Source organism: Sphingobacterium sp. B29 (assembly GCF_001952815.1).
GTDB lineage: Bacteria > Bacteroidota > Bacteroidia > Sphingobacteriales > Sphingobacteriaceae > Sphingobacterium > Sphingobacterium siyangense.
In genome coordinates, this window is record NZ_CP019158.1 from 6274065 (window position 1) to 6299767 (window position 25703).

The 25703-nt window shown below is 41.1% G+C and carries 22 protein-coding genes; 15 read left to right on the plus strand and 7 right to left on the minus strand.

All coding sequences use genetic code 11. From position 1 onward, the window contains the following. Positions 1-198: 198 nt before the first annotated feature. The 3 genes from BV902_RS26720 to BV902_RS26730 all read left to right on the plus strand — a co-directional run bounded on the left by BV902_RS26720 (position 199) and on the right by BV902_RS26730 (position 2497). Positions 199-576, plus strand: a complete 378-nt coding sequence (locus tag BV902_RS26720; RefSeq protein ID WP_075993755.1) for a hypothetical protein — start codon at positions 199-201, stop codon at positions 574-576. After that, positions 573-1484 (plus strand): IS3 family transposase, encoded by a 912-nt coding sequence (locus tag BV902_RS26725; protein WP_075993756.1) that lies wholly within the window; start codon positions 573-575, stop codon positions 1482-1484. Before BV902_RS26720 ends, BV902_RS26725 begins: the two co-directional genes overlap by 4 nt. Positions 1485-1849: 365 nt before the next feature. Then, on the plus strand, positions 1850-2497 hold the full coding sequence (locus tag BV902_RS26730; RefSeq protein WP_075994491.1) for a DUF6266 family protein: 648 nt from the start codon (positions 1850-1852) through the stop codon (positions 2495-2497). A gap of 15 nt (positions 2498-2512) precedes the next feature. Here BV902_RS26730 and BV902_RS26735 read toward each other — a convergent pair whose 3' ends face one another. The 3 genes from BV902_RS26735 to nagA form a co-directional block, all read right to left on the minus strand. Next, entirely contained in the window at positions 2513-3088 is a 576-nt protein-coding gene (locus BV902_RS26735) for an acyl-CoA thioesterase (protein WP_237241879.1), read from the minus strand. 78 nt (positions 3089-3166) lie between these two features. Next, a complete protein-coding gene (locus BV902_RS26740; RefSeq protein ID WP_075994492.1) occupies positions 3167-4792 on the minus strand; it encodes a glycoside hydrolase family 10 protein in 1626 nt (541 codons plus the stop codon). 95 nt (positions 4793-4887) lie between these two features. After that, positions 4888-5994: an N-acetylglucosamine-6-phosphate deacetylase gene (nagA, locus tag BV902_RS26745; RefSeq protein ID WP_075994493.1), complete on the minus strand. Its 1107-nt coding sequence runs from the start codon at positions 5992-5994 to the stop codon at positions 4888-4890. 147 nt (positions 5995-6141) lie between these two features. Between nagA and BV902_RS28630 the strand changes: the two genes are divergently transcribed. The 9 genes from BV902_RS28630 to lipB all read left to right on the plus strand — a co-directional run bounded on the left by BV902_RS28630 (position 6142) and on the right by lipB (position 18072). After that, a complete protein-coding gene (locus tag BV902_RS28630; RefSeq protein ID WP_312459393.1) occupies positions 6142-6273 on the plus strand; it encodes a DUF6728 family protein in 132 nt (43 codons plus the stop codon). Between the two features lie 12 nt (positions 6274-6285). After that, the gene (locus BV902_RS26750; protein WP_075994494.1) at positions 6286-6672 is read left to right on the plus strand and encodes a RidA family protein; all 387 of its coding nucleotides are present in this window, start codon (positions 6286-6288) and stop codon (positions 6670-6672) included. 3 nt (positions 6673-6675) lie between these two features. Beyond that, a complete protein-coding gene (locus tag BV902_RS26755) occupies positions 6676-7608 on the plus strand; it encodes an EamA family transporter (RefSeq protein ID WP_075994495.1) in 933 nt (310 codons plus the stop codon). Between the two features lie 433 nt (positions 7609-8041). Beyond that, on the plus strand, positions 8042-11101 hold the full coding sequence (locus tag BV902_RS26760) for a SusC/RagA family TonB-linked outer membrane protein (protein ID WP_083663774.1): 3060 nt from the start codon (positions 8042-8044) through the stop codon (positions 11099-11101). Between the two features lie 10 nt (positions 11102-11111). Further along, on the plus strand, positions 11112-12782 hold the full coding sequence (locus tag BV902_RS26765) for a RagB/SusD family nutrient uptake outer membrane protein (protein ID WP_075995010.1): 1671 nt from the start codon (positions 11112-11114) through the stop codon (positions 12780-12782). 236 nt (positions 12783-13018) lie between these two features. Beyond that, on the plus strand, positions 13019-13444 hold the full coding sequence (locus tag BV902_RS26770; protein WP_075994497.1) for a hypothetical protein: 426 nt from the start codon (positions 13019-13021) through the stop codon (positions 13442-13444). A 65-nt stretch (positions 13445-13509) separates the two neighbouring features. Continuing rightward, positions 13510-15615, plus strand: coding sequence for an ATP-dependent DNA helicase RecG (gene recG, locus BV902_RS26775; RefSeq protein ID WP_075994498.1), 2106 nt, complete (start codon positions 13510-13512; stop codon positions 15613-15615). A gap of 510 nt (positions 15616-16125) precedes the next feature. Continuing rightward, positions 16126-17316: a GTPase HflX gene (gene hflX / locus BV902_RS26780; protein ID WP_075994499.1), complete on the plus strand. Its 1191-nt coding sequence runs from the start codon at positions 16126-16128 to the stop codon at positions 17314-17316. A gap of 60 nt (positions 17317-17376) precedes the next feature. Then, on the plus strand, positions 17377-18072 hold the full coding sequence (gene lipB / locus BV902_RS26785; RefSeq protein ID WP_075995011.1) for a lipoyl(octanoyl) transferase LipB: 696 nt from the start codon (positions 17377-17379) through the stop codon (positions 18070-18072). A 182-nt stretch (positions 18073-18254) separates the two neighbouring features. Here the strand turns inward: lipB and BV902_RS26790 are convergent, their stop codons facing one another. The 3 genes from BV902_RS26790 to BV902_RS26800 form a co-directional block, all read right to left on the minus strand. After that, entirely contained in the window at positions 18255-19475 is a 1221-nt protein-coding gene (locus tag BV902_RS26790; RefSeq protein ID WP_157626255.1) for a hypothetical protein, read from the minus strand. Between the two features lie 216 nt (positions 19476-19691). Beyond that, the gene (locus BV902_RS26795; protein WP_075994501.1) at positions 19692-20072 is read right to left on the minus strand and encodes a hypothetical protein; all 381 of its coding nucleotides are present in this window, start codon (positions 20070-20072) and stop codon (positions 19692-19694) included. 34 nt (positions 20073-20106) lie between these two features. Further along, complete coding sequence (locus tag BV902_RS26800) at positions 20107-20520, minus strand: hypothetical protein (protein WP_075994502.1); 414 nt, start codon at positions 20518-20520, stop codon at positions 20107-20109. A 184-nt stretch (positions 20521-20704) separates the two neighbouring features. Between BV902_RS26800 and BV902_RS26805 the strand changes: the two genes are divergently transcribed. Continuing rightward, the gene (locus BV902_RS26805) at positions 20705-21976 is read left to right on the plus strand and encodes a hypothetical protein (protein WP_075994503.1); all 1272 of its coding nucleotides are present in this window, start codon (positions 20705-20707) and stop codon (positions 21974-21976) included. Positions 21977-21999: 23 nt separating this feature from the next. Next, positions 22000-23694 carry a HEPN domain-containing protein gene (locus BV902_RS26810; RefSeq protein ID WP_075994504.1) on the plus strand — a complete coding sequence of 565 codons (1695 nt, stop codon included), beginning with the start codon at positions 22000-22002 and terminating at the stop codon, positions 23692-23694. A 40-nt stretch (positions 23695-23734) separates the two neighbouring features. On the opposite strand, the gene BV902_RS26815 is transcribed toward BV902_RS26810, so the two are convergent. Continuing rightward, positions 23735-24856 carry an ATP-binding protein gene (locus tag BV902_RS26815; protein ID WP_075995012.1) on the minus strand — a complete coding sequence of 374 codons (1122 nt, stop codon included), beginning with the start codon at positions 24854-24856 and terminating at the stop codon, positions 23735-23737. Between the two features lie 282 nt (positions 24857-25138). On the opposite strand from BV902_RS26815, the gene BV902_RS26820 reads away from it, so the two are divergent. Beyond that, a complete protein-coding gene (locus tag BV902_RS26820; RefSeq protein ID WP_075994505.1) occupies positions 25139-25687 on the plus strand; it encodes a YcxB family protein in 549 nt (182 codons plus the stop codon). Positions 25688-25703 lie beyond the last annotated feature (16 nt).

A 25703-nucleotide genomic window follows, 5' to 3' on the forward strand; every position in this document is an offset into this window, starting at 1 on the left:
ACCGCATTTAAGAGCAAAAAACAAACATTAGCACAACAAAACCACCAACAGCATGCATCATCCAACACACAACAGCGTGCTTATGCAAGGAATTATTCGATTTACACCACCACTTTAAACTAATTAATAGCTATTGTATTTGTCCATTCCTGAAAAAGGTTTACAAAAACCGAATATTAAAATCTTAAATTTAATATTATGAAAAAGCGTATGACAAAACGTAAATCAGGGGGACAGCAAGTTTACAGTGATAGCTTCAAGATCCTCGTTTCCAGAGAATACCTTGCGGGCAAGCTGAGTTATTCGCAACTTGCCCAGAAGTACAATCTTCCGGGGGAAGCCACTCCGCGGTATTTTATGAAATGGTACCAGCAGTGGGAAAACAATCTGGAGCTGGAAGTTTCCCAGACTGTTGAGCCAGAAGACACTGGGGTGAAAAATGAGCAGGATCTCAGGGATGAACTCTTCCAGGCGAACCTCAAAATTACTGCCCTGGAGATGTTGATCAAAAAAGCGGAGGAGCTCCATGGGGCTGATTTTGTAAAAAAGTCTGGGGCCAAATCGTCCAAGAAATGAAGTCGTGTTACCAGAATGTTTCGGTCTCCAGACTTTGTGGACTATTTGGCAGAACAAGGCAATCCTACTATAAATATATGGGCAGAGAACAGGAATACTCCGTTCGCAGCGGGCTTGTGCTGGCGCGGGTACGTGAAATTCGGAAGGACTCCCATCGCATGGGTACCCTTAAACTCCGCAGCATATTGGTCAAAGAAATGGGTAGTGCGATGGTTGGACTGGGAAGGGACGCTTTCTTCAGACTGTTGCGCGAAAATGACCTTTTGGTCAAATGCAAACGCAGGTATGCCATCACCACCCAGTCCGACCACCGTTTCAAAAAGTGGCCCGACCTTGTGCAGCGCAGGCAGGCCCTGCGTCCCGAGCAGATATGGGTAAGTGACATCACCTACATCCGCATCCGGGACAAATGGATCTACCTGTGCCTGGTCACAGATGCCTATTCCCGAAAGATCGTGGGCTACAAACTTACGCACAGGCCAACAGCACAGGCCTGTATATCAGCGCTCAGGATGGCAATATCACATAGAATGTATCCACAGAGCGATCTGACCCACCACTCCGATCGCGGCATCCAGTATTGCAGTACAAATTATGTCACTATATTGCAGGAAAATAGGATTACAATAAGCATGACACAATCCGGAAGCCCGTACGACAATGCCGTGGCAGAAAGGCTAAATGGCATCCTAAAAAGCGAATATCGCATGGCTGAGACCTTTCCAGACTACAAAACGGCACTTGCACAGCTGGTCAAGGCAGTCAATATATACAATCATTTTAGGCCACATATGTCCTGCAATATGATGTCTCCCCAGCAGGCACATCAGCAATTGCAGAACCAAAAAGTTCCCAAAATGTTTCAAAGACGTAACGCTGAGTCAAAAAAAGTTCCGCAGCAAAACTAGGGAAACTGTGGTTAGGGAAAGGACAACCGATAACAGTCAGAAAACGGACAATGACAACCAAATCCAGTAGAAAAAATAGGATGTAAAATCTATATAGTAATCTGTTCGGTAAATGTAAACCTATTTCAGTATAAGACATAGCGATTATATTCGGGTCTTCTTCGGTCTTTCTTCGGTGCTTATTCGGTGCTTATTCGGTACTCCTTCGGTGCTTCTTCGGTGCTTCTTCGGTTTCTACCGAATAAACTCCGACTAAGTTCCGTTTAAGATTCGTTGTAATTCCGAAAAAAAATCGAACCTAATATTGACCAATACCTATTTATTTTGTAACTTAAAGAAAAATCAATAGCAATTAACTTAATATTATGGCAGTCATTAAAAACGGTGCCAATGGCACGCTTTCGGGCAAAGCAGGATCAGTCGTGTTTGTTACCAATGGAAATACAACCTATGCAAGGAGCCTACCAAAGAAAACCAGAAAAAAACCTTCTGCAGATCAAATTCAATCAAGGTCGCGTTTTTCCCTCATCCAGAAATTCATCTCTCCAATGCTAGGCTTATTAAGGATCGGATTTAAAAACTATAACCCCGATAAAAAGGCCTATAGTAACGCCATGTCCTACAATCTCAATCATGCGATAGAAAAAACCGCAACTGGCCATGCCATCAATTATGAAAACTTTCGCGTGAGTAAAGGGACCCCCAATCCCATTTCCACCTACACCTTTCAGGTAGATAAAGAGACAAAAACATTTACACTCACCTGGGAATATGACGCAAATACCGCATCGCAATATGACATTAGCTCAAGTAATTGTCGTTTGCTGTTATACAATCCCGATGAGTGCGCTTTCACAAATGAAAGCATGAATCCCCTGACGCATAAAACACAGACAGCCACCCTAACCCGACAGCAGACCGTCGGCAACTACCATGTCTATGTATTTTTCTACAAAACAGACGGAAGCGATGAATGCACAGACAGTAAATATCTAGGAACATTTGAATGGTAAGAAAGGGAAGAAGACCTAAGAGCTCAGACTGATCTTCACATCAAAATGCGCTGTGATATAGGCTTGCTGCTCGGCAGAGTCCGTTTCCAGATCGTGAATAGCACGATCTCTTTCTTTGTCGACCTCCATCTTTACCACACAGCGGTAGAAACGAAATACATCTTTTTCGGTCTCCAATATTAACCTTGGCACCCGGGCAGGCTTGCCTGTTTCATCTTTTGCCACCATCGTAAAATAAGAGGAATTACAATGCTTGGTTTCACCCGTCTGAATATTCATGGCTTCGACCCGAATACCGACCTCCATAGAAGAGTTACCTACATAATTTACCGAAGCGATCAATGTCACCAATTCCCCCACCTCAATAGGTTTCAAAAAATCAACTTTGCCAACAGATGCCGTTACACAATAATGTGCAGAAAATTTAGACGCGACAGCAAATGCGATCTGATCCATCAAAGATAAAATATAACCGCCGTGAATTTTACCGCCAAAATTAGCATTCGAGGGCAACATCAGCTGTGACATCCGAATCACAGAATCGCTTACCGTTTTATAGCTTTCTTCCATACCTATAAATTTACCTTGCATAGATTACAAATCAAAACAAAAAAGGGATATCTAAAATTCAGATATCCCTTTTTTAAGTGTTGATGATACAACAACTCGTTATTTTATCTTCTCAGCGACATAAGGCCCTTCGTTGCTCAGGCGGTCAACAGCTTTTACCGCAACATACTGCAGTTTTTTGTTGTTCAATGTCGTTGGAATGTCCTTACTTGTAACCCCCGGATCCAGAATCTCATATTGCCATACCCCACCGTAGTTGAGATATAGTACCCATTTTGAAACCTGATCAATTTGCTGGTGTTGCCATTTTGCAAAGATATTGCCCCCTTGAGGAGTCAGTAGCAAAGTCGGTTTCAACAAAGGATTTGCATTCAACCAAGGACTTGTTGGCACCAATGCTTTCACCTGATAAGGACCATTCACCAAAGCTTGTGTCATGGCCGGGTTTTTGGTCAGTCCCGCCAAACTCCAGTGGATTACACCTTCCCGGTTATCAGGCAATAGTGTACGTGCTGCCTCCACTTGATTCACAATTTCCTGAACATACTCCGGACCACGTCTGCCAACCGTATTGATGCCCGGCCAAAGGTGGCGCCCCAATGTATTCTCACTTTCCCACCATTTTAACAAAGCCGTATAACTCTGTTTGGCTGGCTGTATAGGCCAATACAACTGCGGAGCAAAATAGTCTATCCAGCCTTTGTTCAACCATAATTTAGCATCGGCATAAAGCATATCATACTGGCTAGACCCCTGAATTCCTGACGGATAACCAGGTTTCCAGATACCAAAGGGACTGATACCGAATTTCACAAAATTCTTCTCTTTCTTAATATCCATATAAATACGTTCGATAAAGGTATTTACACTATTTCTACGGAAGTCTCCGCGTGATAGATCCCCACCATTACGTTTGTATTCATTATAACTATCTGAATCCGGAAAATCCTGGCCACCATTATATTCCGCGTAAGGATAGAAATAATCGTCGAAATGCACACCATCGATATCATAACGCTTGACAATATCCATAACCACGCGCGCTGCGTGATCCTGTGTAGATTTTTTGGATGGATCAAACCAATAATAGCCCTGTTTCAATTTGACAACCGACTCGGGCATTTTGCGCGCCATGGAAGCTGAAGTAACGGCGCCGCCAGCGGTATGGTGGGCACGGTAGGGGTTCAACCAAACATGAAGTTCAATCCCTCTTTTATGCGCCTGCTCAACCCAAAAATCAAGCGGATCGTAATAAGGAGAAGGTGCTTGCCCCTCTGTACCGGTCAAAAAGTACGACCAAGGCTCAAGATCACTTTTATAAAATGCATCTGCTGATGGGCGTACCTGAAAAACAACCGCATTAAAATTATTATTTTTCAAAAAATCCAAAATACCGATCGCTTCCTGTTGCTGTTCAGCTGTACTCAGGTTATTTTTGCTCGGCCAATTGATATTTGCAACAGAGGCCACCCAAGCTGCGCGAAACTCGCGCGGTAACACCGGAAGATCGACAACGATTTCCTTCTTCTTCTCTACAACTGGCTGTTCTTTTGTTTCAATTGTATTTTTCACCCGTTCGCGCTTGGGTAGTGAGGGCGGATCTTTTTTTACAATTTCGACAGTTGTAGTTGTGGTGTTGACAGGCTCCTGTTTCTTATTTTTCTTGGATGAACAAGAAGATAAAACAAAAAGTGCTGTCGCTAAAAATAATAGGGAACGTTTCATCAATCTATAGAATAGTGTTTTTTCAAAAATAACTAACGAAGATACGGATAATATTAGTCAATCTCGGCCTGTCGGTCAATCTTCTCCGAAATGGATCAGCGCTTTAACTCTCCTTTGAAGATCACCTGCTCCAGCTTAAAGTCGTCATTAAAGACAATAACATTCGCCATACTTCCATGATTGAGATTTCCGATATCTCCTCTATTTAAAAGATTTGCGGGATACAGCGTAGCCATTCGGATCGCTTCATCGCGTGGTATCCCCACCTTTTGCACGGCATTTTTCACCCCTTCGAGCAAGGAGATTGCAGCCCCTGAAATGGTACCATCAGGTAAAGCATAATATCCATCGTTCAACACATGCTGATAAATATCTTTATCGCAACTGGCAACAGCATCAGTAATCATAAACAGCCGCTCACCCATCTGACGTTTCGCAATTTTTACCGCTTCAAAGCTTACATGATGTCCGTCGACAATAATACTTGCCTGTGCAGTCGGATGATTAAAAATTGCACCGACCAACCCAACTTCGCGATGATGTAAAGGCGACATTGCATTAAACAGGTGGGTGCTTGTTGGAATCCCCAAATCATAGCCGTGCGTACCTTCCTCAAAAGTTGCATCACTATGTCCAGCACTGAGCAGCAAATTATAGCCCTGCAAATACTTTAAGACATCGTCCGTTATACATTCAGGCGCTATCGTCATCATCTTGACAACCTGATTTCCGGCCAAAAGATCGTCAATCTTTTCCTTCGTAGGCTCGATAATTAATTCCGCAGGATGCGCACCCCGTTTTTTAGGATTTAAGAAAGGACCTTCCAAATGTAGCCCTAAAAATGCATCATGCCGGAAGCCTTCTGCCACGCGAATGGCATCCTTAAATACAGGGATGGTATTGGTCGCCAGGGTCATCATAAAAGAAGTCGTGCCTTTATTGACCAAGCCCTCGGCGATACGTTCCAAAGAGGCTACACTACGCTCGGCGGAATACAAGTCCGATCCGTCACCATACAATTGAAGGTCAATCAGCCCAGCACAAACAGTAGACCCGTTAACTGGATAACTGGTATAAGCTGCAGGCACCTCCTGATCATTGACAATCGCTACAATTTTACCTTCGCTGATCAGCAATGCTTTTTGTTCCAAAATCGACTCACCAGTGTATATTCTGCCACCAATTAATGCTATCTTATTCATATAAATTCTATTTCATTACCAAGTTACCAAAATTCAAAAAAAACCTGTCACTTGTACAAGATTTTGTTTTATCGTCTACCGGGAGTTCCTTCAAAGTTTTTGATCTTTTCATTTTCACTTTCTAATTTACTGTTGTAACTTAGTTCCATGTACTTTTTTAGAAAGCGTAACGCAGATCGCCCGACGAATGGAAATATAAAAGCCATGCATATTATTAATGCAACGGCCATAATTGTCTTTTTATTGGGCCTGATCTACAAAATATTTTTTACATCCTAAACACTGTTATCCATGTCAAAAAAAGAAATCTTAAATACCGACAAAGCTCCTGCTGCAATTGGCCCCTATAATCAGGCTATCAAAGCCGGTAATACATTATATGTCTCTGGACAAATTCCATTGATTCCCGAAACAATGGAGTTAATTTCATCGGGTGTGAAAGACGAAGCGCACCAGGTGCTGAAAAATGTAGAAGCTATCCTGACACATGCGGGATATACTTTTGAAGATGTTGTCAAAGCTTCGATTTTCTTAAGTGATATGGGCAATTTTGCATTAGTCAATGAAGTATATGCGGAATATTTTAAAGAAGCGCAGCCTGCACGCGAGTGTGTTGCGGTCAAAACTCTTCCCAAGAACGTCAATGTCGAAATTTCAGTCATTGCCTGGAAAGATTAATCCGTGGAAAATAGCAACGAAACAACAAGCCGCGGAAAATATCTTTTCGCGGCTTTTTTGGCCCCTTTTATCTGGGGGTTTATGTCTATCCCTGTACGCTGGATACGTGGCTATCCGGCCGAGGATATTCTGTATTTTAGAATAATAACGGCGCTCCTGATCCTCTGGATATACCTGCTGTTGTTTCGAAGAAAAACTATGCAAGCTGATATTCGGAAGTTCCAACTTCTACCTCGGGTGGGCAAGCTTCGCCAGACCTGCCTTACCCTGCTCGCGTCGGCGTTCATCTTTGGAAACTGGTTTACCTATATCTATGCGGTCAACCACATCAGCATTCAGTCTGCGGCATTGGCCTACCTGACCTGTCCCTTGATCACTGCGGCGGGAGCCTATCTCATACTCAAGGAGAAGCTAACGAACTGGCAAAAAACAGCACTTTTTATTGCTTTTGGCAGCGTTTGCCTTCTTGCAAAAGGTTCGTTACATGATGTCCTCTGGGCTATTACTATTGCCACCTGCTACGCTTTTTATCTGATCGTACAACGGGTATCTACGGGTTTCGATAAACTCAATCAATTGGTGATCCAGCTCAGTATATGTGCATTGTTTGTGATTCCCAAACTGATCTACAATCATCATGCAATTCCGGCAGAACCCCTATTTTGGGGCACCATAGTTCTTATCGCATCGCTATTCACGATTATCCCCCTTTTCCTGAGCATGTATGCACTCATTGGCATTTCATCAACAACGACTGGCGTTCTGCTCTATATTAATCCGCTGATCGCATTTACTTTGGCTGCAACCTATTTCCGAGAACCCGTTTCTCCAATAAAATATATCGCTTACGGAATCATACTTGTTGCAATTATCCTTTTTAATATCAAAAACATCAAGGAGACTGTTTCCACACCGAAGACGCATGAAAGACAATAGATCATTCGTTATTTCCAAATAGCACTTAAATCAAGTACACTGTCTGAAATTAAACAGATTACAACTTTCTGATGATGAAAGACAGTACTACAACCTCTGCTCAAAAAAATGACAAAACATATAACAAAATAATTATCAATGATTTAAAGACAAAAAACACCTTATATGTATCATATTTGTTTCATAAAATTTTTGATTTTTGCTCAACTATAGTAAATTAGATCTTTATTAAGGAAAATCACACCGCTTTTTCTTCCTATAACTAGGTATTGAATAGCATACACACTATTACAAATAATCACTTATTTTGCCCCCCGATTATTCAATATCTTCTCTTCTAACCAAAATGCTAAATGGAATTAGCCCATTTCATTAAAAATTTCACCGTTATGAAAATATGTATATAAAAAACTGAATATAACACATATACTATATGAATAACAAATTATACTCTACATTAAGGGTGTTAGGTATTGTTCCAACAATGCTTTTTTCAGCATCTTTATTGCACGCGCAAACCAACCAGGTAAAGGGAACGGTTGTAGACGCTAAAACCAAAGCCCCTATTCCAGGTGCCACAATCAAAGTATTGGGCACATCCAACGCAAGTTCTACGGATGGTAAAGGTGCATTTCAGATCAATGTCGACGATAAAAACCGCATACTGAACATCAGTACGGTCGGTTACGAAAATAAAACAGTCACATTGGGCCCTGGAGAAACGACAGTAACAGTGAGTTTGGAAGAACAAACCCAACAACTGGAAAGTGTGGTTGTTACTGCTTTGGGTATTAGCCGTGCACAAAAATCATTAACATACTCTACGCAACAGGTCAGTGGTGACGAATTAAACAAAGTTAAAAGCACCAACTTGGCAAATAATTTAAACGGTAAAGTCGCCGGTGTTAACATTGCTTCCAGCTCTTCTGGACCAGGTGGTTCCGCAAAAGTTATTTTGCGTGGTAACAAATCGGCTTCCGGCAACAACCAGGTACTTTATGTTGTCGATGGGGTTCCAATCAATAACCAGACATTGGCAAGCCAGCCAGACAACGTTTTCGGTGGACAGCGCGATGGTGGTGACCCTATTTCATTGATCAACCCAGAAGATATTGAAAACATCTCTGTATTAAAAGGAGCATCTGCAGCAGCATTATATGGTAGCCAAGCTGCCAACGGCGTTATCTTGGTGACAACAAAATCAGGTAAACAAGGCCGCACAACGATCAACTTCTCGTCAAGTGCACAGATCGAACAAGCTGTATCTACACCTAAATTCCAAAACCAATATGGCCAAGGTTCGGGTGGTAAAAACAGTAACACCAGTGTATTTAGCTGGGGCGACAAAACCGATGGCGCCAACTATGATAATGTAGGCGAATTTTTCCGCACAGGTAGCAACTTCACCAATTCATTGACATTGTCTGGAGGTAACGAAAAAAATCAAACGTACTTCTCTTATGCAAATACGCTTGCAAAAGGTATTCTTCCAGAAAATGACCTGATGCGTCACAATTTCAACCTTAAGGAGAGTGCTTCATTTTTTGATAATAAGTTAACGGTTGAAGGTAGTGCCAATTACATTACCCAAAAATTGGATAATGCGCCTAGTTCGGGCTTTTATTACAATCCATTGGTTGGAACTTATCTATTACCTCGAAGCTTAAATATCGCAGACTACAAAAATTACGAAACCTTTAATACAAGTCGTAATCTGAATGAACAAAACTGGTTCAGCCTAAGCGATAGCCCTACAACACAACAAAATCCATGGTGGATCGTCAATAGAAATCCTACTCAATCAACCCGAAACCGTTTGCTTTTAAATGGTAGCGCAAAATATAAGGTTGCCCCATGGATCAGCATTCAAGCCAGAGGAAGTGTCGATCGTACTTCAGAGGTTTGGGACCGCAAAGTCTACGCGAGCACACCAAATCCTTTAGGAAAAACAAATGGTAACTATAATTACACAAATACGACCATTACACAGCAATATGGTGATGTGGTTGCCAATATGAACTTTAATGTCAGCGATAAATTTCAGATTACTGGATTGGTCGGAACAAGTATCACAGACTGGAAAACCGAAGGTGTAGACTTTAATACAGGTATTGATGGATTAAAAATCCCAAATCAGTTCTTTATTCAGAACACAACAACTCCCGTGACTTCTACATTGTCGGCTAATCGGAGACAATTACAATCGGTATTTGCATCAGCCAACTTAGCTTATGACAACTGGATCTATTTAGATCTGACGGCGAGAAATGACTGGTCGAGCACATTAGCATTCACAGGAACAAAATCTTTCTTTTACCCTTCTGCGGGATTGGGCGTCGTATTGAACGACAAGTTAAACTTGCCTGAATTTGTCAATATGGCCAAAGTTCGTGGTTCATATGCGGTAGTGGGCAACGACTTGCCTCCATATACCAGTTTATTAACAAACACGGTGAATCCATATGCAGTATTGACAGTCAATGACATTGCTTTCTTAAAAACATTAAAGCCTGAAAAAACCAAATCTTTTGAGATCGGTACAGAATGGCGTATGTGGAACAACCGTTTGAATGTGGATGTTACGTATTACAAAACAAACACGACGAATCAATTCTTCAAGGTTGCTGCTAGCCAAGCTTCATTAAACAAGCAATATGCGATTAATGCGGGCGATATCCAAAACCAAGGTGTTGAAGCATTGGTATCATTGGATGCTATTAGAAATGACAATTTCAAATGGACAACAAGCGTCAACTTCACCTACAATAAAAACAAAATAAAGAAACTAGCTGATGCTGTTCCTGAATTTAATCTAACTGGTGAAAATCAAAACAACTTTGCTTCCAAACTTGAAGTGGGTGGGTCTTTTGGAGACATTTACGGGCAAGATTTTGTTCGCGATGGTGAAGGAAGGATTATTATTTCTGAAGATGGTATTCCTCAAAAAACCAATGCCTATACGAAGCTAGGAAACTCGAATCCGATTTGGCAAATGGGCTGGAACAATAGTTTCAATTATAAAAATTTCAACTTAAGTTTCTTGATTGACGGCAAGTTTAATTATGATGTCATGTCAGTTACACAGTCGGTAATGGATGGTTATGGCGTATCTGAGGCAACTGGAGCAGCCCGAGCAAATGGTGGTGTTGCTGTAAACGGTGTTACACCAAATGGAACTCCTGTTTCTGTCGTCGATGCTGAGAAATGGTATACATCAACTGGAGGTATAGGTCCTGTCAGCAGCCAATATATCTATGACGGAACAGTCGTGAGACTTCGTGAGTTGACCTTTGGTTATGACTTCAATATCAAAGATAGCTTTTTCAAAAAACTGCGTGTAAATGCTGTAGGAAGAAACCTATTCTACATTTCGAAAAAAGCGCCTTTTGACCCGGAAGTAACGATGTCAACAGGCAATTCGTTGAGCGGTGTGGATATCTTTATGATGCCTGCTACGCGTAATTACGGTCTTACATTAAATGCAACTTTCTAAACGATCAACAATGAAATTTAATATCAAACATATATCTAAATTCTCGCTTGCCCTGTTACTTCTCGGAGGAACATTGACCAGCTGTACAAAGAATTTCGAAGAATACAATAAAAACAATATTGGGCTTACCGACGAAGATTTAAAAGGTGATGGACAGGATCTTGTGCTTTTTCTCAGAAATGCACAAATGTCTATCTATAATTTTTCCGGCGCTGGAGACCCTAACTCCTACCAGGTACAACAAAACCTGAATGCAGACGTTTTTTCAGGCTTTTTCATGTCACCTACGCCTTTCAATAGCGGACAAAACAACCTGAATTATGCGATGGTTAATGGATGGAATGGCGAACCGTTCCAGGTCTTATATCTTAACGTTATCAAATCCATTGAAAAATTAAAAAGCAATGGACTTGCAGAAACCTATCCTGCATTATGGGGTTCGGCTTTGGTGATCAAAGTAGAAGCTGCCAGCCGGGTGACAGATATCTATGGTCCTATTCCATATAGTAAAGTAGGTACTTCCAATACTGTTCCATACGACAAACAATCTGATGTATATGCTGCTTTCTTCAAAGAGCTTGATGAGGCTGTAACAGCATTGAAATCGTACAAAGCAGATAGTCCAATGGCTGCTAAAATTGACGAGATCGATCTTGTATATCCGAATACAGATAATCAGGTCAGATTTAAAAATTGGTTGAAAATTGCCAATTCATTGCGCCTTCGTTTAGCGATGCGTTTGGTTAAAATCGATGCAACACTAGCGAAAACACAGGCTGAAAAAGCATTGGATCCTGCAAATGGTGGTGTATTGGAAAGCAATAGCGAAAATTTCAAGATTACCATACCGGCAGATGGAACCTACAGCAACCCGCTTTGGTTTATTTCCAAAAACTGGGCTGACACACGTATCAATGCGACGCTTTCGTCTTATATGACAGGATTGAATGACCCGCGTATCTCTAAATACATGGCACCTGTCATTAAAGATGCAACAACAACGGCCTTCGCTGGTAAATACATTGGAATCCGTGCAGGTGCTGATGGTATCGAAAAGGATAAATACCAAAAGCTATCGGCTTTGAATACCGAAGGTACAACACCAACTTTCATAGCGACAACAGCACCGGTATTGATGACTGCTGCTGAGGTTTACTTCCTACGTGCCGAAGCAGCACTGAGAGGTTGGAACAATGCCGGCGGAACAGCGCAATCACTTTATGAAAAAGGAGTGGAAACTTCCTTTACGCAATGGGGTGTAACTTCAGGTTTAAGCACTTACCTAAATGATAATACAAGTAAGGCAGCAGCTTATGAGGATCCTTTCAATGCGAAGAATAATGCAGATTCACCAAGTGCTCTTACAATCAAATGGAATGAGGGCGCTACCAACGAAGAAAAATTGGAACGTATTATCACACAAAAATGGTTGGCGATCTTCCCGGAAGGACAAGAGGCTTGGAGTGAATTCCGCCGTACAGGATATCCACGTCTATTCCCAGTTGTTGTCAACAATAGCGGTGGACTGATCGATACTAAAATACAGATCCGTCGTTTACCGTTCCCACAAAATGAATACAATACAAATGCAGCTGAAGTACAATCTGCAATCTCCTTGTTGGGCGGACCTGACAACGGCGGTACCAGACTTTGGTGGGATGTAAATAAGGGTAATTTCTAATCGAGAAATCATCCGAAATAAATCTTAAACAGGGCTGTCCAAAACAATTGGACAGCCCTGTTTTTATGCAATTAATATCTATCCTCCAACTTTAACCAAGTCTCTTCTCTTCTCTTCTCTTCTCTTCTCACGGCTACGGCGACATACTCCAAGTTCGCTTAACAAAAACTTAATAGAGACCTCCTGTAGCAGAGATCAAAAATTACCCGTTTAGTTAAAAAACCAAGAAGAATATTATGAAAAATCTTTCCATTTTGGGTATAACCACCCTCTTAGCCTGCAGCATGCTATTTGTTGTCTGTAAATCAGAATCACATTTAGAAAATCCCTACAAGGACAAAACAGAAAAGGAACTTGAGTCGCTTTCCAATGAGAAGTACAGCAAAATCGTTGCCTTTGCTAGCCCAAAATCATGTACTGACGCTACAGAATGGAAAATGATGGAAATACGGACAATCTGCGGAATAAGTTACCTCCCCTACCACAAATCCGTAGACAAAACAAAATTGCAGAATATGATCAATGACAACAACAAACTGATGGAAATATACCAACCTATGATGGCTCCCCGAATAAATTGTGCCCCTTATCAAAAACCATTGAGCGTGATCTGTAAAGAAGGAAAAGCAGACATTAACTATGAAGAACCTGCTTCAAAATAGTCACACTAACCCAAGAAACGGCTCCATAAACGCATAAATTTTCGTAATTTAGCCATTCAAGAAGAATGGCTGAATTAAGTTTAATTACCCCCATAGAATACCTCAAAGGTGTAGGTCCACAAAAAGCAGATGTACTCAAAAAAGAGCTACAGGTATTTACCATTGGTGATCTGTTGACGCAATATCCTTTCCGTTATATCGACCGTACGGAGTTTCATAAAATCCGGAAACTCCATCCCGATATGATGGCTGCACAGGTTCTGGGCCGTCTGGTTTCTTTACAGCTCGTGGGCGAGAAGAGAACGAAACGTCTTGTCGGTTCCTTCAAAGATGAAACCGGCTCTATGGAACTCGTCTGGTTTCAGTCTATCCCATGGCTTCAAAAATCATTGAAAGTTGGTTCGGCCTATATTATTTATGGCAAGCCGAGTGAATTCAATGGACAACTATCCATTACCCATCCGGAAATGGATCTGTACAACCCGCAGGTAAAACAGATCGGCAATATGAGTTTACAGCCGGTTTATTCATCAACAGAAAAACTCAAAAAGTTCAATCTGGATACTAAAGGCATACAGCGCTTACAACAGACGGCTTTGGAAACCGTATTCCGTAGTATTGATGAATCGCTTCCCCAGGAAGTTCTCACTAAACATGGCCTCATATCGCGGCAGCAGGCTTTCGCGTCCATACATTTTCCAAGCGACCAAAAGGAGCTTAATCAAGCCATCAAACGCATCAAATTTGAAGAGCTATTTTTTATTCAGCTCAAGTTGCTCAACAACAAACAGCTCAATACCCAGAAGTTTAGAGGCCAGCGGTTCAATAAAGTCGGTGAAAAATTCAACACATTCTTTAATGAGCGCCTTCCGTTCCCGTTGACAGGCGCACAGAAGCGCGTTGTGAAGGAAATCCGTATCGATACCAATACAGGCGCGCAGATGAATCGTCTGGTGCAGGGTGATGTTGGCTCCGGCAAAACAGTTGTTGCCCTCATGAGTATGCTGCTCGCTGTCGACAATGGATTTCAGGCCTGCATGATGGCGCCAACAGAAATCCTGGCGACACAGCATTATCATGGACTCAAACAGCTGGTAGGCGATGATATCGTCAATATCAAGCTACTTACGGGATCCACAAGCACAAAGGAACGCCGTTTGATCCACCAGGCATTGGAAGATGGCAGCTTAGATATTTTAATTGGTACCCATGCCCTGATCGAGGATAAGGTGCAGTTCAAAAATCTGGGCTTCGTTGTTATTGACGAACAGCACCGCTTCGGCGTAGAACAACGGGCCAAACTTTGGCGGAAGAATGTCATTCCACCGCATATGTTGGTTATGACAGCCACACCAATTCCACGTACATTGGCGATGACCATGTACGGCGACTTGGACATCTCCGTGATAGACGAATTACCTGCTGGGCGTAAACCAATCAAGACTGTTCACTTTTTTGAAAGTTCGCGTTTGCGGATGTTTGGTTTTATGCGCGAGGAGATCGCCAAAGGCAGGCAGGTCTACCTGGTATATCCCCTCATCAAGGAAAGCGAAAAACTGGATCTGATTTATTTAGAAGCAGGCCTTGAGAACTTGCAACGCGAATTTCCGCTACCACAATACAAGATCAGTATTGTTCACGGCAAGATGCCCGTAAAAGATAAAGACTTTGAGATGCAACGCTTTGTCAAACATGAAACGCAGATCATGGTTGCCACCACCGTTATCGAGGTTGGAGTTAATGTCCCCAATGCCTCGGTCATGGTCATTGAAAATTCCGAACGTTTTGGGCTATCCCAGCTGCACCAATTGCGTGGCCGCGTAGGCCGTGGTGCTGAACAGTCTTTCTGTATCCTGATGTCGGGCAATAAGCTGAGCAAAGAAGGACGATTAAGGCTGGATACAATGGTGCGTACCAATGACGGATTTGAGATTGCGGAAGTCGACTTGCAGCTGCGTGGTCCGGGCGACATATCGGGCACCCAACAGTCGGGTGTACTTGACCTCAAGATGGCGAACCTAGCGACGGATCAGGCATTGCTTACCGAATGCCGTAACACCGTCATTGCTATCTTCAAAGAAGACCCAACACTACAAAGCGAAAAGAATCAGTTGCTGCGAAGCTTCCTCGCCAGAAAATCCGATGGCATTGCCTGGGACAAGATTTCTTAACCGCATGTCATTTTCGAAATAAAAAACGGGGCCAGCAAATCAATCAATAACGTGTTTAAGTGAATAAACAGAGCGCATTGGAATCTAAAGACCGATCGTCAACATAAATAGGATACGAATTGTTGTTAATTAGCGCTTGAAGACAATTTATCTTTTTTGTATATAAAACCAAATTTATTTACTTTTGCATCATTATGAACATGATATAGAAAAATATCCCTTCTTTTACTAGGCAAAAGATGGCGACCGAACGCTTACATATTTTGAGTTGCCCTGGTAAGCAAATCACAGGAAATTTATTGGTTAATGGAGAATTATGTCATAATCGGCATCAGTCTTGTGTGGTGTACAAACGCATAAATTCTTAAATTTACCTTTTCAAACAAAAACCGGGCTTGCGAGCTCATTGAAAATAATTAAAAAGTGAACGTATAACAAGAGGTAGGCAATAGCATACAGTGTAAAGCTTAATGACCTGCCGACTTCACTTGAAAGACTTAATAGTACAAAATGGCCAGATTTAAAATACACGATACAGCTATAAAACCCGAAACAGCCGTCTTGGTGAGTGTCATCACGCCAAGTGTGACGGAGACAAAAGCAAAGGAATACTTGGAGGAACTTGAATTTCTTGTACAGACTGCCGGTGGCGAGACCAAAGGTATGTTTACACAGAAACTGGGCTTCCCCGATCGCGCTACATTTGTCGGTAGTGGAAAGCTGGAAGAAATAAAAGCATACGTCGAAGCCGAGGAAATCGACATCGTTGTTTTCGACGATGAGCTTTCACCTTCGCAGTTGCGCAATATTGAAAAAGAACTGAAACGCAAGATATTGGACCGCTCCAATCTCATCCTGGACATCTTTGCCCGTCATGCCAAAACAGCACAGGCGAAGACACAGGTGGAATTGGCACAGCTGCAATACCTTTTACCTCGTTTGACCCGTATGTGGACCCACTTGGAACGTCAGCGCGGGGGTATTGGTATGCGTGGTCCGGGTGAGTCACAGATCGAGACCGATAGACGGATCATTCTGGACAAAATTTCCTTGTTCAAAGAACGCCTAAAAGCAATCGACAAGCAAAACGAGACACAACGAAAAAACCGTGGTGAGATGATCCGTGTAGCTTTGGTAGGTTATACCAATGTCGGAAAATCGACGATCATGAATATGATCTCCAAGTCTGATGTATTGATCGAGAATAAACTTTTCGCGACATTAGATACGACAGTACGTAAAGTTGTTATCGACAACCTTCCTTTTTTGCTTTCAGATACCGTTGGTTTTATCCGCAAACTGCCGCATCACTTGGTGGAATGTTTCAAATCCACATTGGATGAAGTTCGGGAAGCCGATGTCCTGATCCACGTGGTAGACATCTCGCATCCGAATTTTGAAGATCATATCCAGGCGGTAAACGAAACATTGAAGGACCTTAAAGCGCTGGACAAACCGGTGATTACGGTATTTAACAAAATTGACCTTTATAAACCAGCCGTCGAAGAAGGACACGATGGCGAGGAGATCGAGGTAACGTTGGATGATTTCCGTAATTCCTGGATGGCAAAAAATTCAGATCCCGCAATCTTTCTGTCAGCAACAAATAAAACGAATATCGAAGAGTTCAAACAAAAACTTTACGATATCATTGTGAAGATGCACAATGAACGTTATCCATACAATAACTTATTGTATTAATTTTGACAAACAATGCTGTGAATGGACCTTATGTCCATTCACAGCTTAAAAAAACACGAAATGAACAAAGAGGTGCAGTTTCAAGATTGGGGTCTTGTCGATTACCAAGAAGCCTGGGACAGACAAGAATCCATCTTTAAGGGAGTACTGGACATTAAGCACGACAATAGGGTCAACGCGACAGCAACCAGTACCCCGAATTACTTGATCTTTACAGCACATCCCCATGTTTATACCTTGGGGAAAAGCGGGCACGAAGAATACTTGCTGTTAGATGAAAAAGGGCTCGAAGAGAAAGAGGCCAAATTCTACAAGATCAACCGGGGTGGCGACATTACCTATCACGGTCCGGGACAGATTGTCGGTTACCCGATCCTGGATCTCGACAACTTCTTTACCGATATACATCTTTATCTGCGTACACTGGAAGAGGCCATCATACTAACCTGCGCTGATTTCGGTATCGAAGCCGGGAGATATCCCGGGTTTACCGGTGTATGGATAGAGCCCGATAAACCGACCGCACGCAAAATCTGTGCGATGGGGGTTCGCGCTTCACGCTGGGTGACCATGCATGGTTTTGCATTCAATGTCAACACAGACCTCGACTATTTTGGCAACATCATTCCTTGCGGTATCGACGATAAGGATGTAACGTCTTTAAAGCGGGAACTTGGCAAAGAAGTCGATATGGAAGACGTGAAAGAAAAATTGAAAGGACATATTGCAAAACTCTTTGAAATGCAAGTAGTCTAATTTAAGAATTCAATAACATCCAAAGGTCCTTTGAAAGCGGAGTTTTAATTCCCCTTCAAAGGGCCTTGTTTTTTGAGCATCCCTGTTCCTACTCGTTAATAAAATCCTTGCTAACATTACAAAGGAAGGACATTTTCAAACGCTTGGAAGTCTATACTTGACCCCGACACAATTTCGGAGTATTAACAATAATACATGCACTCATAGCTGGCCAGTTTTCCTTCGACAAATCTGAAAATAAATAACCCGGCATCGCCATTTTGAATATAGTACGTATGTGGCGTTGAAATCCAATCTGCCGAAAGCAGTTCACCAAAGTGGTTTACAAAGTCTCTTTCTGCGTAATTGGCATCCATTCGCTCGTTGCCTATGACAATGTTTTCGCCATCACTAAAAAACAGCTTATACATCGTACCGACCACTTTCCCCTTATAGTTTTCTTCAAAGGCAACGATCATATTCGGTGTTTTATAGTAATACCGCGGCTCCCAACCACATTCGGGCATATCGGGGATTTCGGAAACCCTTTGCAAAGCCAGTTGCTTCATCTGTGCATCCGTAATCTTGCCATCAGATAACGACACTCCTTTCCATTCAAAATGGAAATTCAGCGCTTTCAGTTTCTTTGCATAGACTTCGGATTGGAGCTCATTTTGGAATTTATTGGCCAAGAGTAATTCAAAGTCTATATCAACTTTGGGATCTACTATTCCCGCTTGGGCATAGGATTCCTTCCAATAGGTAAGGGCCTGTTTTAATTTGGGATACTTGGTCCAACCGATCTCACGCAGTCGGCCAACTGCTGCAAGCTCTTTCTCCTGGTCCTTTCCTTTTACGGCCAGATATTCTTTTAGCACCTTGTCATACGTTAGTTCAGACCCCAAAAATTTCATCTGAATATACTCCGGACTTTCATGAAAGTGGTCTCCGATGTAGACCCATCCATCTGTGTAGAGCGGCACATAATCGATACATACCATTTCATTGAGCCCTGCCCTACGCACAGCGGTACTTGTTGTATTGGGAGCCTTACGCACGCGCAATTGCGACACCTGAACATAGAAATGTGGGCATTGGGCATCTGTTGTTCCACGATAGAAATATTGTTTTGGCTCGCTGGCAGATCTTTTTCCGAACATTGCACTTTTCAAGGGCTGACGGTCAATATAGCCGATATCCCCATTACTCACCTGCACCTTATACTGTGTATTGGTGGAATCTAGCAGGTAGACAGGAGCCTCGGTCGGAAAAACCCCCAAGAGGTCTTTACTGTTTCCTGCTTCACGGTAAAGGTGCCCCCATGTTGAGGTATACATTGGGCGCTGACCCGCAGCCTGTGCTACTGCCTGATGCACAAAACAAGCTAAAAGCAGACAGCATATAACAAATACTTTTTTCGACATAAAATTAATTCTTTGAATAAAGGACTAGTGGCCGCTCCATTGCGATCAACCGCAGGGAACGAGACATCTATAAATGCAACAGAAACTTTTTCTGGCTGCCGGTCAAACATGCACCGTTACAATAACGAAATTAAAACAAAAAGGAGGCCAATGAAATCACCGGAATCAGGTATTTTTTTGGAGGAGATTATTTGGTTTCTAAACAACGCGATATGGCTATTTGCGCTGCAATAAACTCACCTGTCCTTCTAATGACTGGATTGTTTTTTCCTGTGCCTTGACTGTTTGCTCTAAGGCATTGACCAGCTGCCTATAAATTCCGAGGCCTTCGGCAGTAGAAGGAGCTGTTTCGGCAGGTGGAGCACTTACCACATTCCTCTCATCCTTCCGCATCATAGTTCCTTCCCCCATGAGTAACCAAGCTGGACTAATATCGGGATGTTTGGACAGTATAGCTACCATTGCATCCGAGCTGAGTGCAGTATTTTTCTGCCCTCCCTTAAAGTTTGCATAGGAAAGTTGCACATCTTTGAAAAATTCGGTTTTGCTGATCCCTTTGGTTTCAGCAATAAGCAGCACACGTTCCTTTACATTCACCTATAGGTCCCTTTTAAAAATCGTCGATTATTTACTAATTCTTTAAGGATTCGATCTCCCGCTCCAATGAAGACAATAATCTCTCCAAAGACATAATTGTCTTCTCTTGAGATTTAATCGTGATATTTTGTGAAGCTATAACCTGTCTCAAACTATTGATTACAGAGTTCGTAATTCCCTCCAATTCGGGAGTTAAATAAGTTTCCTCTTCTTCTTTTAATACGAGCTTAGGCTTTAGCATCTCGCCTTCACCTTTTAGTAACCACTCGGAAGAATATTGCGGATATTTTTCAACAAGATTTATTAGCCATTTAGATTGTATATCAGTTCCATTGGCAAGCGCACGAGTAAAAACCCCTTTACTGGCCCCTATTGTAGCTTCAAAAGCTGAAACACTCATCCCCTCCCTATCCGCAACAATCTTAATTCTCTTCAAAACAGAACTCATTACCGAAAATTTTAATATAAAATATTTGTTTTACCGAAAAATAGTTCTTAATTTAGTGTCAACGAAGACAATTATAAACTACTTTACAAACCAAAAAATTTATGAAACCAACAAGGCTTTAGATCAGTGCACAGATCGGTATATGCCCAAGTAGCAGTTTCATCAACTAAAAAAATATAATCTGATGAAAAATACGCAAAAGAAACTAAAAGCGAAACATTTTCGCTATTTAACCCAAGAATACATCGATGACCCGATGAAGTATCTTATAGAGTTTTTTGAAAGCGAAACATCCATACCTGACTGGTTAGCAGACCTAAATATGCTAATCAACGCGGCTTCAAACGCAAAGATGAACCCACCGCGTTCCTCTATCGGATATCTTACCAAAAAATTAATTGAACAGGTAGAATTGGCATATGTCATTTTTAGGAAATGTAACCTAAAAACAATAGAACAACCCCTGAAGTTCAACAAAGGCGTTTCAGACCACTGGAGTCAGCTATTAGCAACAGGCTCATCGGCACGTAATATTGATACTGCAGCAGACAGCATTAGCCGTTTTTTTTCATATGAGTCTTTACAACAATGGTACGACATTCTTGATGATTTATGGATAAGTTTAGGAGACAGAGATAACGGCTTTTTAGGCAATAACGGTCATGAAATACTTGCTGTAAAAGAATTCTTACTGTGTCTAGCGGCTTCTCTCGGAAAGATCTATGAAAATAAAATACTTCCAGACTATGTTAAAGAAAATCAAGAAGACATTGCAGATGAGCAGCGCCAAACCCAGCAATCTTTGGACGAAACAGAAGACGAAATACTTCACCCAAAAAAACGCATCATATCGCCCGAATGGCTTGCTTCCCAATCTTATTCCATCTCAGCATTAAAAGATTTCTTTGATAGAGACGATCTAAATGGCTGGCGAGAAGATATCCGATATTGGTACCAAACGGTCATCGACGAAAAAGAATTCTGGTCTGCTGATCATGAAAACAGTAAATTTTCGGGGGCAAATCTACTCTTTAACTATGCCTGTCTTTACGCCTTATTGGAGATGTTATCCAATAAATCTGAGGAATCCTCTAATCTACCAATCGGTATGGACAATTCATTTTCGATATTGCCCGAATGCCAATCAGTTTTGATTAGGCATGCAAAAGCGGAGATTATACTTTATTATGTATCGAATGAAGAACTAGACAATCCATTGTCAGCACTATTGGCAACAGTTAAAACATACGATCAACAAGAATGGAATGAAATCTTGTATGAATGGATCAACTATGGCCTCGCCAAAAACCGATATACCGGCGCCTATTCAGACTACAGTACACGAATTTACCAGACTATGATCAAAATAATAGAACTCGCCTATTTAACAGCTTTTTCTGAAGAGATAGAATCTCTCAATCAAAAACAAACAGCTCTTCTAGAAACAGAAATATAAAGCCCATTTATTCAATCCATATTATGAACACCGATATTAACCCTATTATCGAGGCAATCCTTCGTGCCGTTGCTGTCGATGAAATCTACCATTGGACTTTTGACCACGATAGTAAAAAGTATCAGATGCTACAGATTAATATAGCATCAAATACAGGAATGCGACATTCGGATCCCCGTAGCCTGATTAACAAAATCGTCAAAAACCGCCCATCAGACTTATATATCAAAGTGTGCCTTACGCACGAAGCACAAAAACAACTGGATCTCGGACAGGCTCGCACTTATCTTATCTACCAGCCTGAAAATCGCGTTTATCAAAATCCGGTGCAAGAAATCCCACTGATCTTTCCGAATTATACAGCTATGGAGATTATCGAAAAAACACGAACATATATCGATAAGGAAAAGGGCAAGATTCGATCTTTTATAGATGGCTACAATTTCTATTTCGAGCATAAAAATTATGCACACGCAGCCTTTATGCTACATCAGGCCATCGAACTATCCTTGAAAACCGCAGAACATATCCTTTTAAATGATGATCGAAAATCACATTCGCTTACAGGTAGTATGGGCTACCTTAAAACTTTTGACTCCAAACTGGCGAGACTAATCGACAACAAAGAAGAAAAACAAGCCTTAGCTAAAATCGATGAAGCTTATATTGGTTATCGTTATAATCAAGACTATTTTATCGATGAAGCTGTATTAGAAACAGGCTATCAAATTTTAATAAACACGTTAAACTGGATCTACGATTATTCCAATCTTTTATTCGAAGAAATTAAGTCAAAACTTAACCCAGTCCCAGCAGCTAACAACGAAGTCGAAAATTGCAAAAATAACAATGAAATATACAAACAAAACTATTGTAACGCCAATTATCGAGACCTCATTCTAAACGCTATAGAGCGCTATTGCACTCCTGCGCTGGTAGTATGTTTCGGTTATGATTCTGATCATCACAACTATCAGAATGCGCTCCGAAGAGCAAAAAATGATTGTATCACGCATGCCTACTATATTTTTGTCGCTTATGATATTTTAAGCGCCGAGATCAATAATATAACGCAGCTCATAACGGATTTGCTCCCCAACAATGTATCGCTTACGCTCGCCCCTGAAAACACCACCACTTTCAGCAAACAGCTTTCAAAGGGTCATCCCTTTTTTCTTTCGCTCCTGAAAGCTGGTGACATCTGGTTTCAGAATCCATCAATAGCAAATATCGATCTGGAAAGTATCGTTGCCCCACAGCTTAATCTGGATTATGTACATCAACAGTGGAAGACACGCTATAATAATGCGCGCACATTATATTTACCCTACGAGGAAGACTGGTCGTCAATAAGCATCGAGGCCACATATTATATGCTATCGCAAGCGTTGGAGCAGGCTTGTCTCGGGGTAATCAATTCCGTCATCCAATACAAACCGCAACGTGTCAACCTGACTTTTCTGATGACGCTCTGCAAATTGATAGTCCCTAATGCCTACGCAACATTTTGCCTAGATCATGAGGATCATCTTCACGCCTTTAAAAACATTACGGAAGCACAACAGCAATTTAGGCACAATGCAAATTACCAAGCGAATCCGCTAACCATCCTAAGATTACAGGAACTCACCAAAACGTTTATCGAAAAATGTAACGAAGAGATGGAAATCTATTTTGAGAAGATTTCCAGCCAACAGCTGCTCGAAAAAATTGAATAAAAGAGATTAAAACAGAAGCCTGAGTACCATGATTCAAATGCTATTCAAGACCAATAAACGCTCTAAAATTATCCTTTGAGATTACCTGAACATCTGCACTATAGGCTTCTACAAAATTTGATGGTATTTTTGCTTTCGCCTTAGGATTCCATTTAAATTCGTAGCCAGTTATTTTACCATTCGCTTCTTCTACGTAATCAATTTCTTGCTGCTGTTTTGTTCGCCAAAAGTACTTATTAACAAAATGCCGGCTATAACTGTTATTTTTTAAGCGTTCTGAAATCAAAAAGTTCTCCCAAAGGGCACCCACATCATCTCTTAATTCAATTGGATTAAAGTTTTGTATCACAGCATTGCGGATTCCGTTGTCATAAAAATATATCTTTCGATTTGTCTTTATTTCATTACGCAGGTTTCGGCTAAAGGATGTCAGGGGAAATATAATGTAAGAAATTTCCAAGAGATGGATATAATTAGACACGGTGTTTTTATCAACTCCTGTCAGCTGGGCAATTTCATTATAACTAACTTCAGATCCGATTTGAAAAGCCAAAGCTTGAAGGATTTTTTCGAGAACTTCTGGCTTTTTTATATTCGCCAAGGCTAAAATATCCCGATATAAATAACTTTGAGAAATCTCATTGAGGACTTCCCGCTCTTCACCGCGGCTAGTTATCGATTCTGGGTAAAATCCATAAACCAATCTAGTTTCCAAATCGCCTGCAGCATTAAGAAAACCAGTATTATTCTCATATTCGGCATAGGAAATAGGAAATAGATTGAACTCTCTCTTACGTCCTGTCAATGGTTCATGTGTATGCGTTTTCAGCTCAAGAGCCGAGGATCCGCTTAGAATAAGCTGCACATCTTTAAATTGATCGTGTATAATTTTTGCCGTTAAACCAATATTTTCGATGCGCTGTGCTTCATCAATAAATACCACTTTAGCTTGACCAATAATTGTTTCAATCTCTTTTGTATTAGGGTTATTTAGATAAGTCCTTATCAAGGGATCATCTCCATCCAAAAACAAATAATCGTCACCAGAGAGTATCTCTTTGATCAGTGTAGTTTTACCTACTTGCCGCGGACCAATTAATAGGATAGTTTTTCCTTTAAAAAGTGCTTGCTCCAAATTATTTTTGATTAATCGCTGTATCATAACCCATTTTATATTCACCAAAAGTAATGCTTTTTGGTGAGTATATTCACCAAAAAGCATTACTTTTGGTGAATTTGAAATTTTATAAAACTTTTTTATAAAATCTAATATTGCTTTAAATGTGATTGAATCCGCAAAAATCCATCAGTTGAAACCTTTAAGAATTCCCCAAAACGTTTATCGAAAAATGTAACGAAGAGATGGAAATCTATTTTGAGAAAATTTCCAGCCAACAGCTGCTCGAAAAAATCGAATAATCCAAAAAATTGATATTTTTATCTTATGAAAGAACTGAAACTAACACTTTCCGAACAAGATCAATTGGAAGCCATACTTTTTAGCATGTCCAAATCTCCACAGATCATCAAAGCCCGTAAAAATGCCCGCTTACTTTTCTTGTTGTTGATGCTGATCCTCGCAGTTCCTTTCTTTTATTATGAAAAATTTCTGGCAATTCTAATTATCCTTGTCGGCCTACTCGCGTTCCTATTTTTTCAAAAATACCTGGGAATATACTATAAGAGATACGGCACCAGATATGTCAGGAGCCAAGAGTTCAAAAACCGCATCGACCTTGTCCATACCATCACTTTTGAAGATGATCATCTGGAAATCAAAAGTGATCAAATGGAAGCTAAATATCAATTCAACCAATTTGAATATATAACGGAAACGTCCTCGGCTTTTTTTATAAAATTAAAAATGGCTGACCAATTATTTTTTCCAAAAAATCAACTATCAGAAATCGCTGAATTCAACGTTTTCCTGCAGCAACTTTGTCAGCGTCTTCAAATAGACTATCGGGAAGAACTAAACTGGAAATGGGCATAACCATAACATCCCGAAC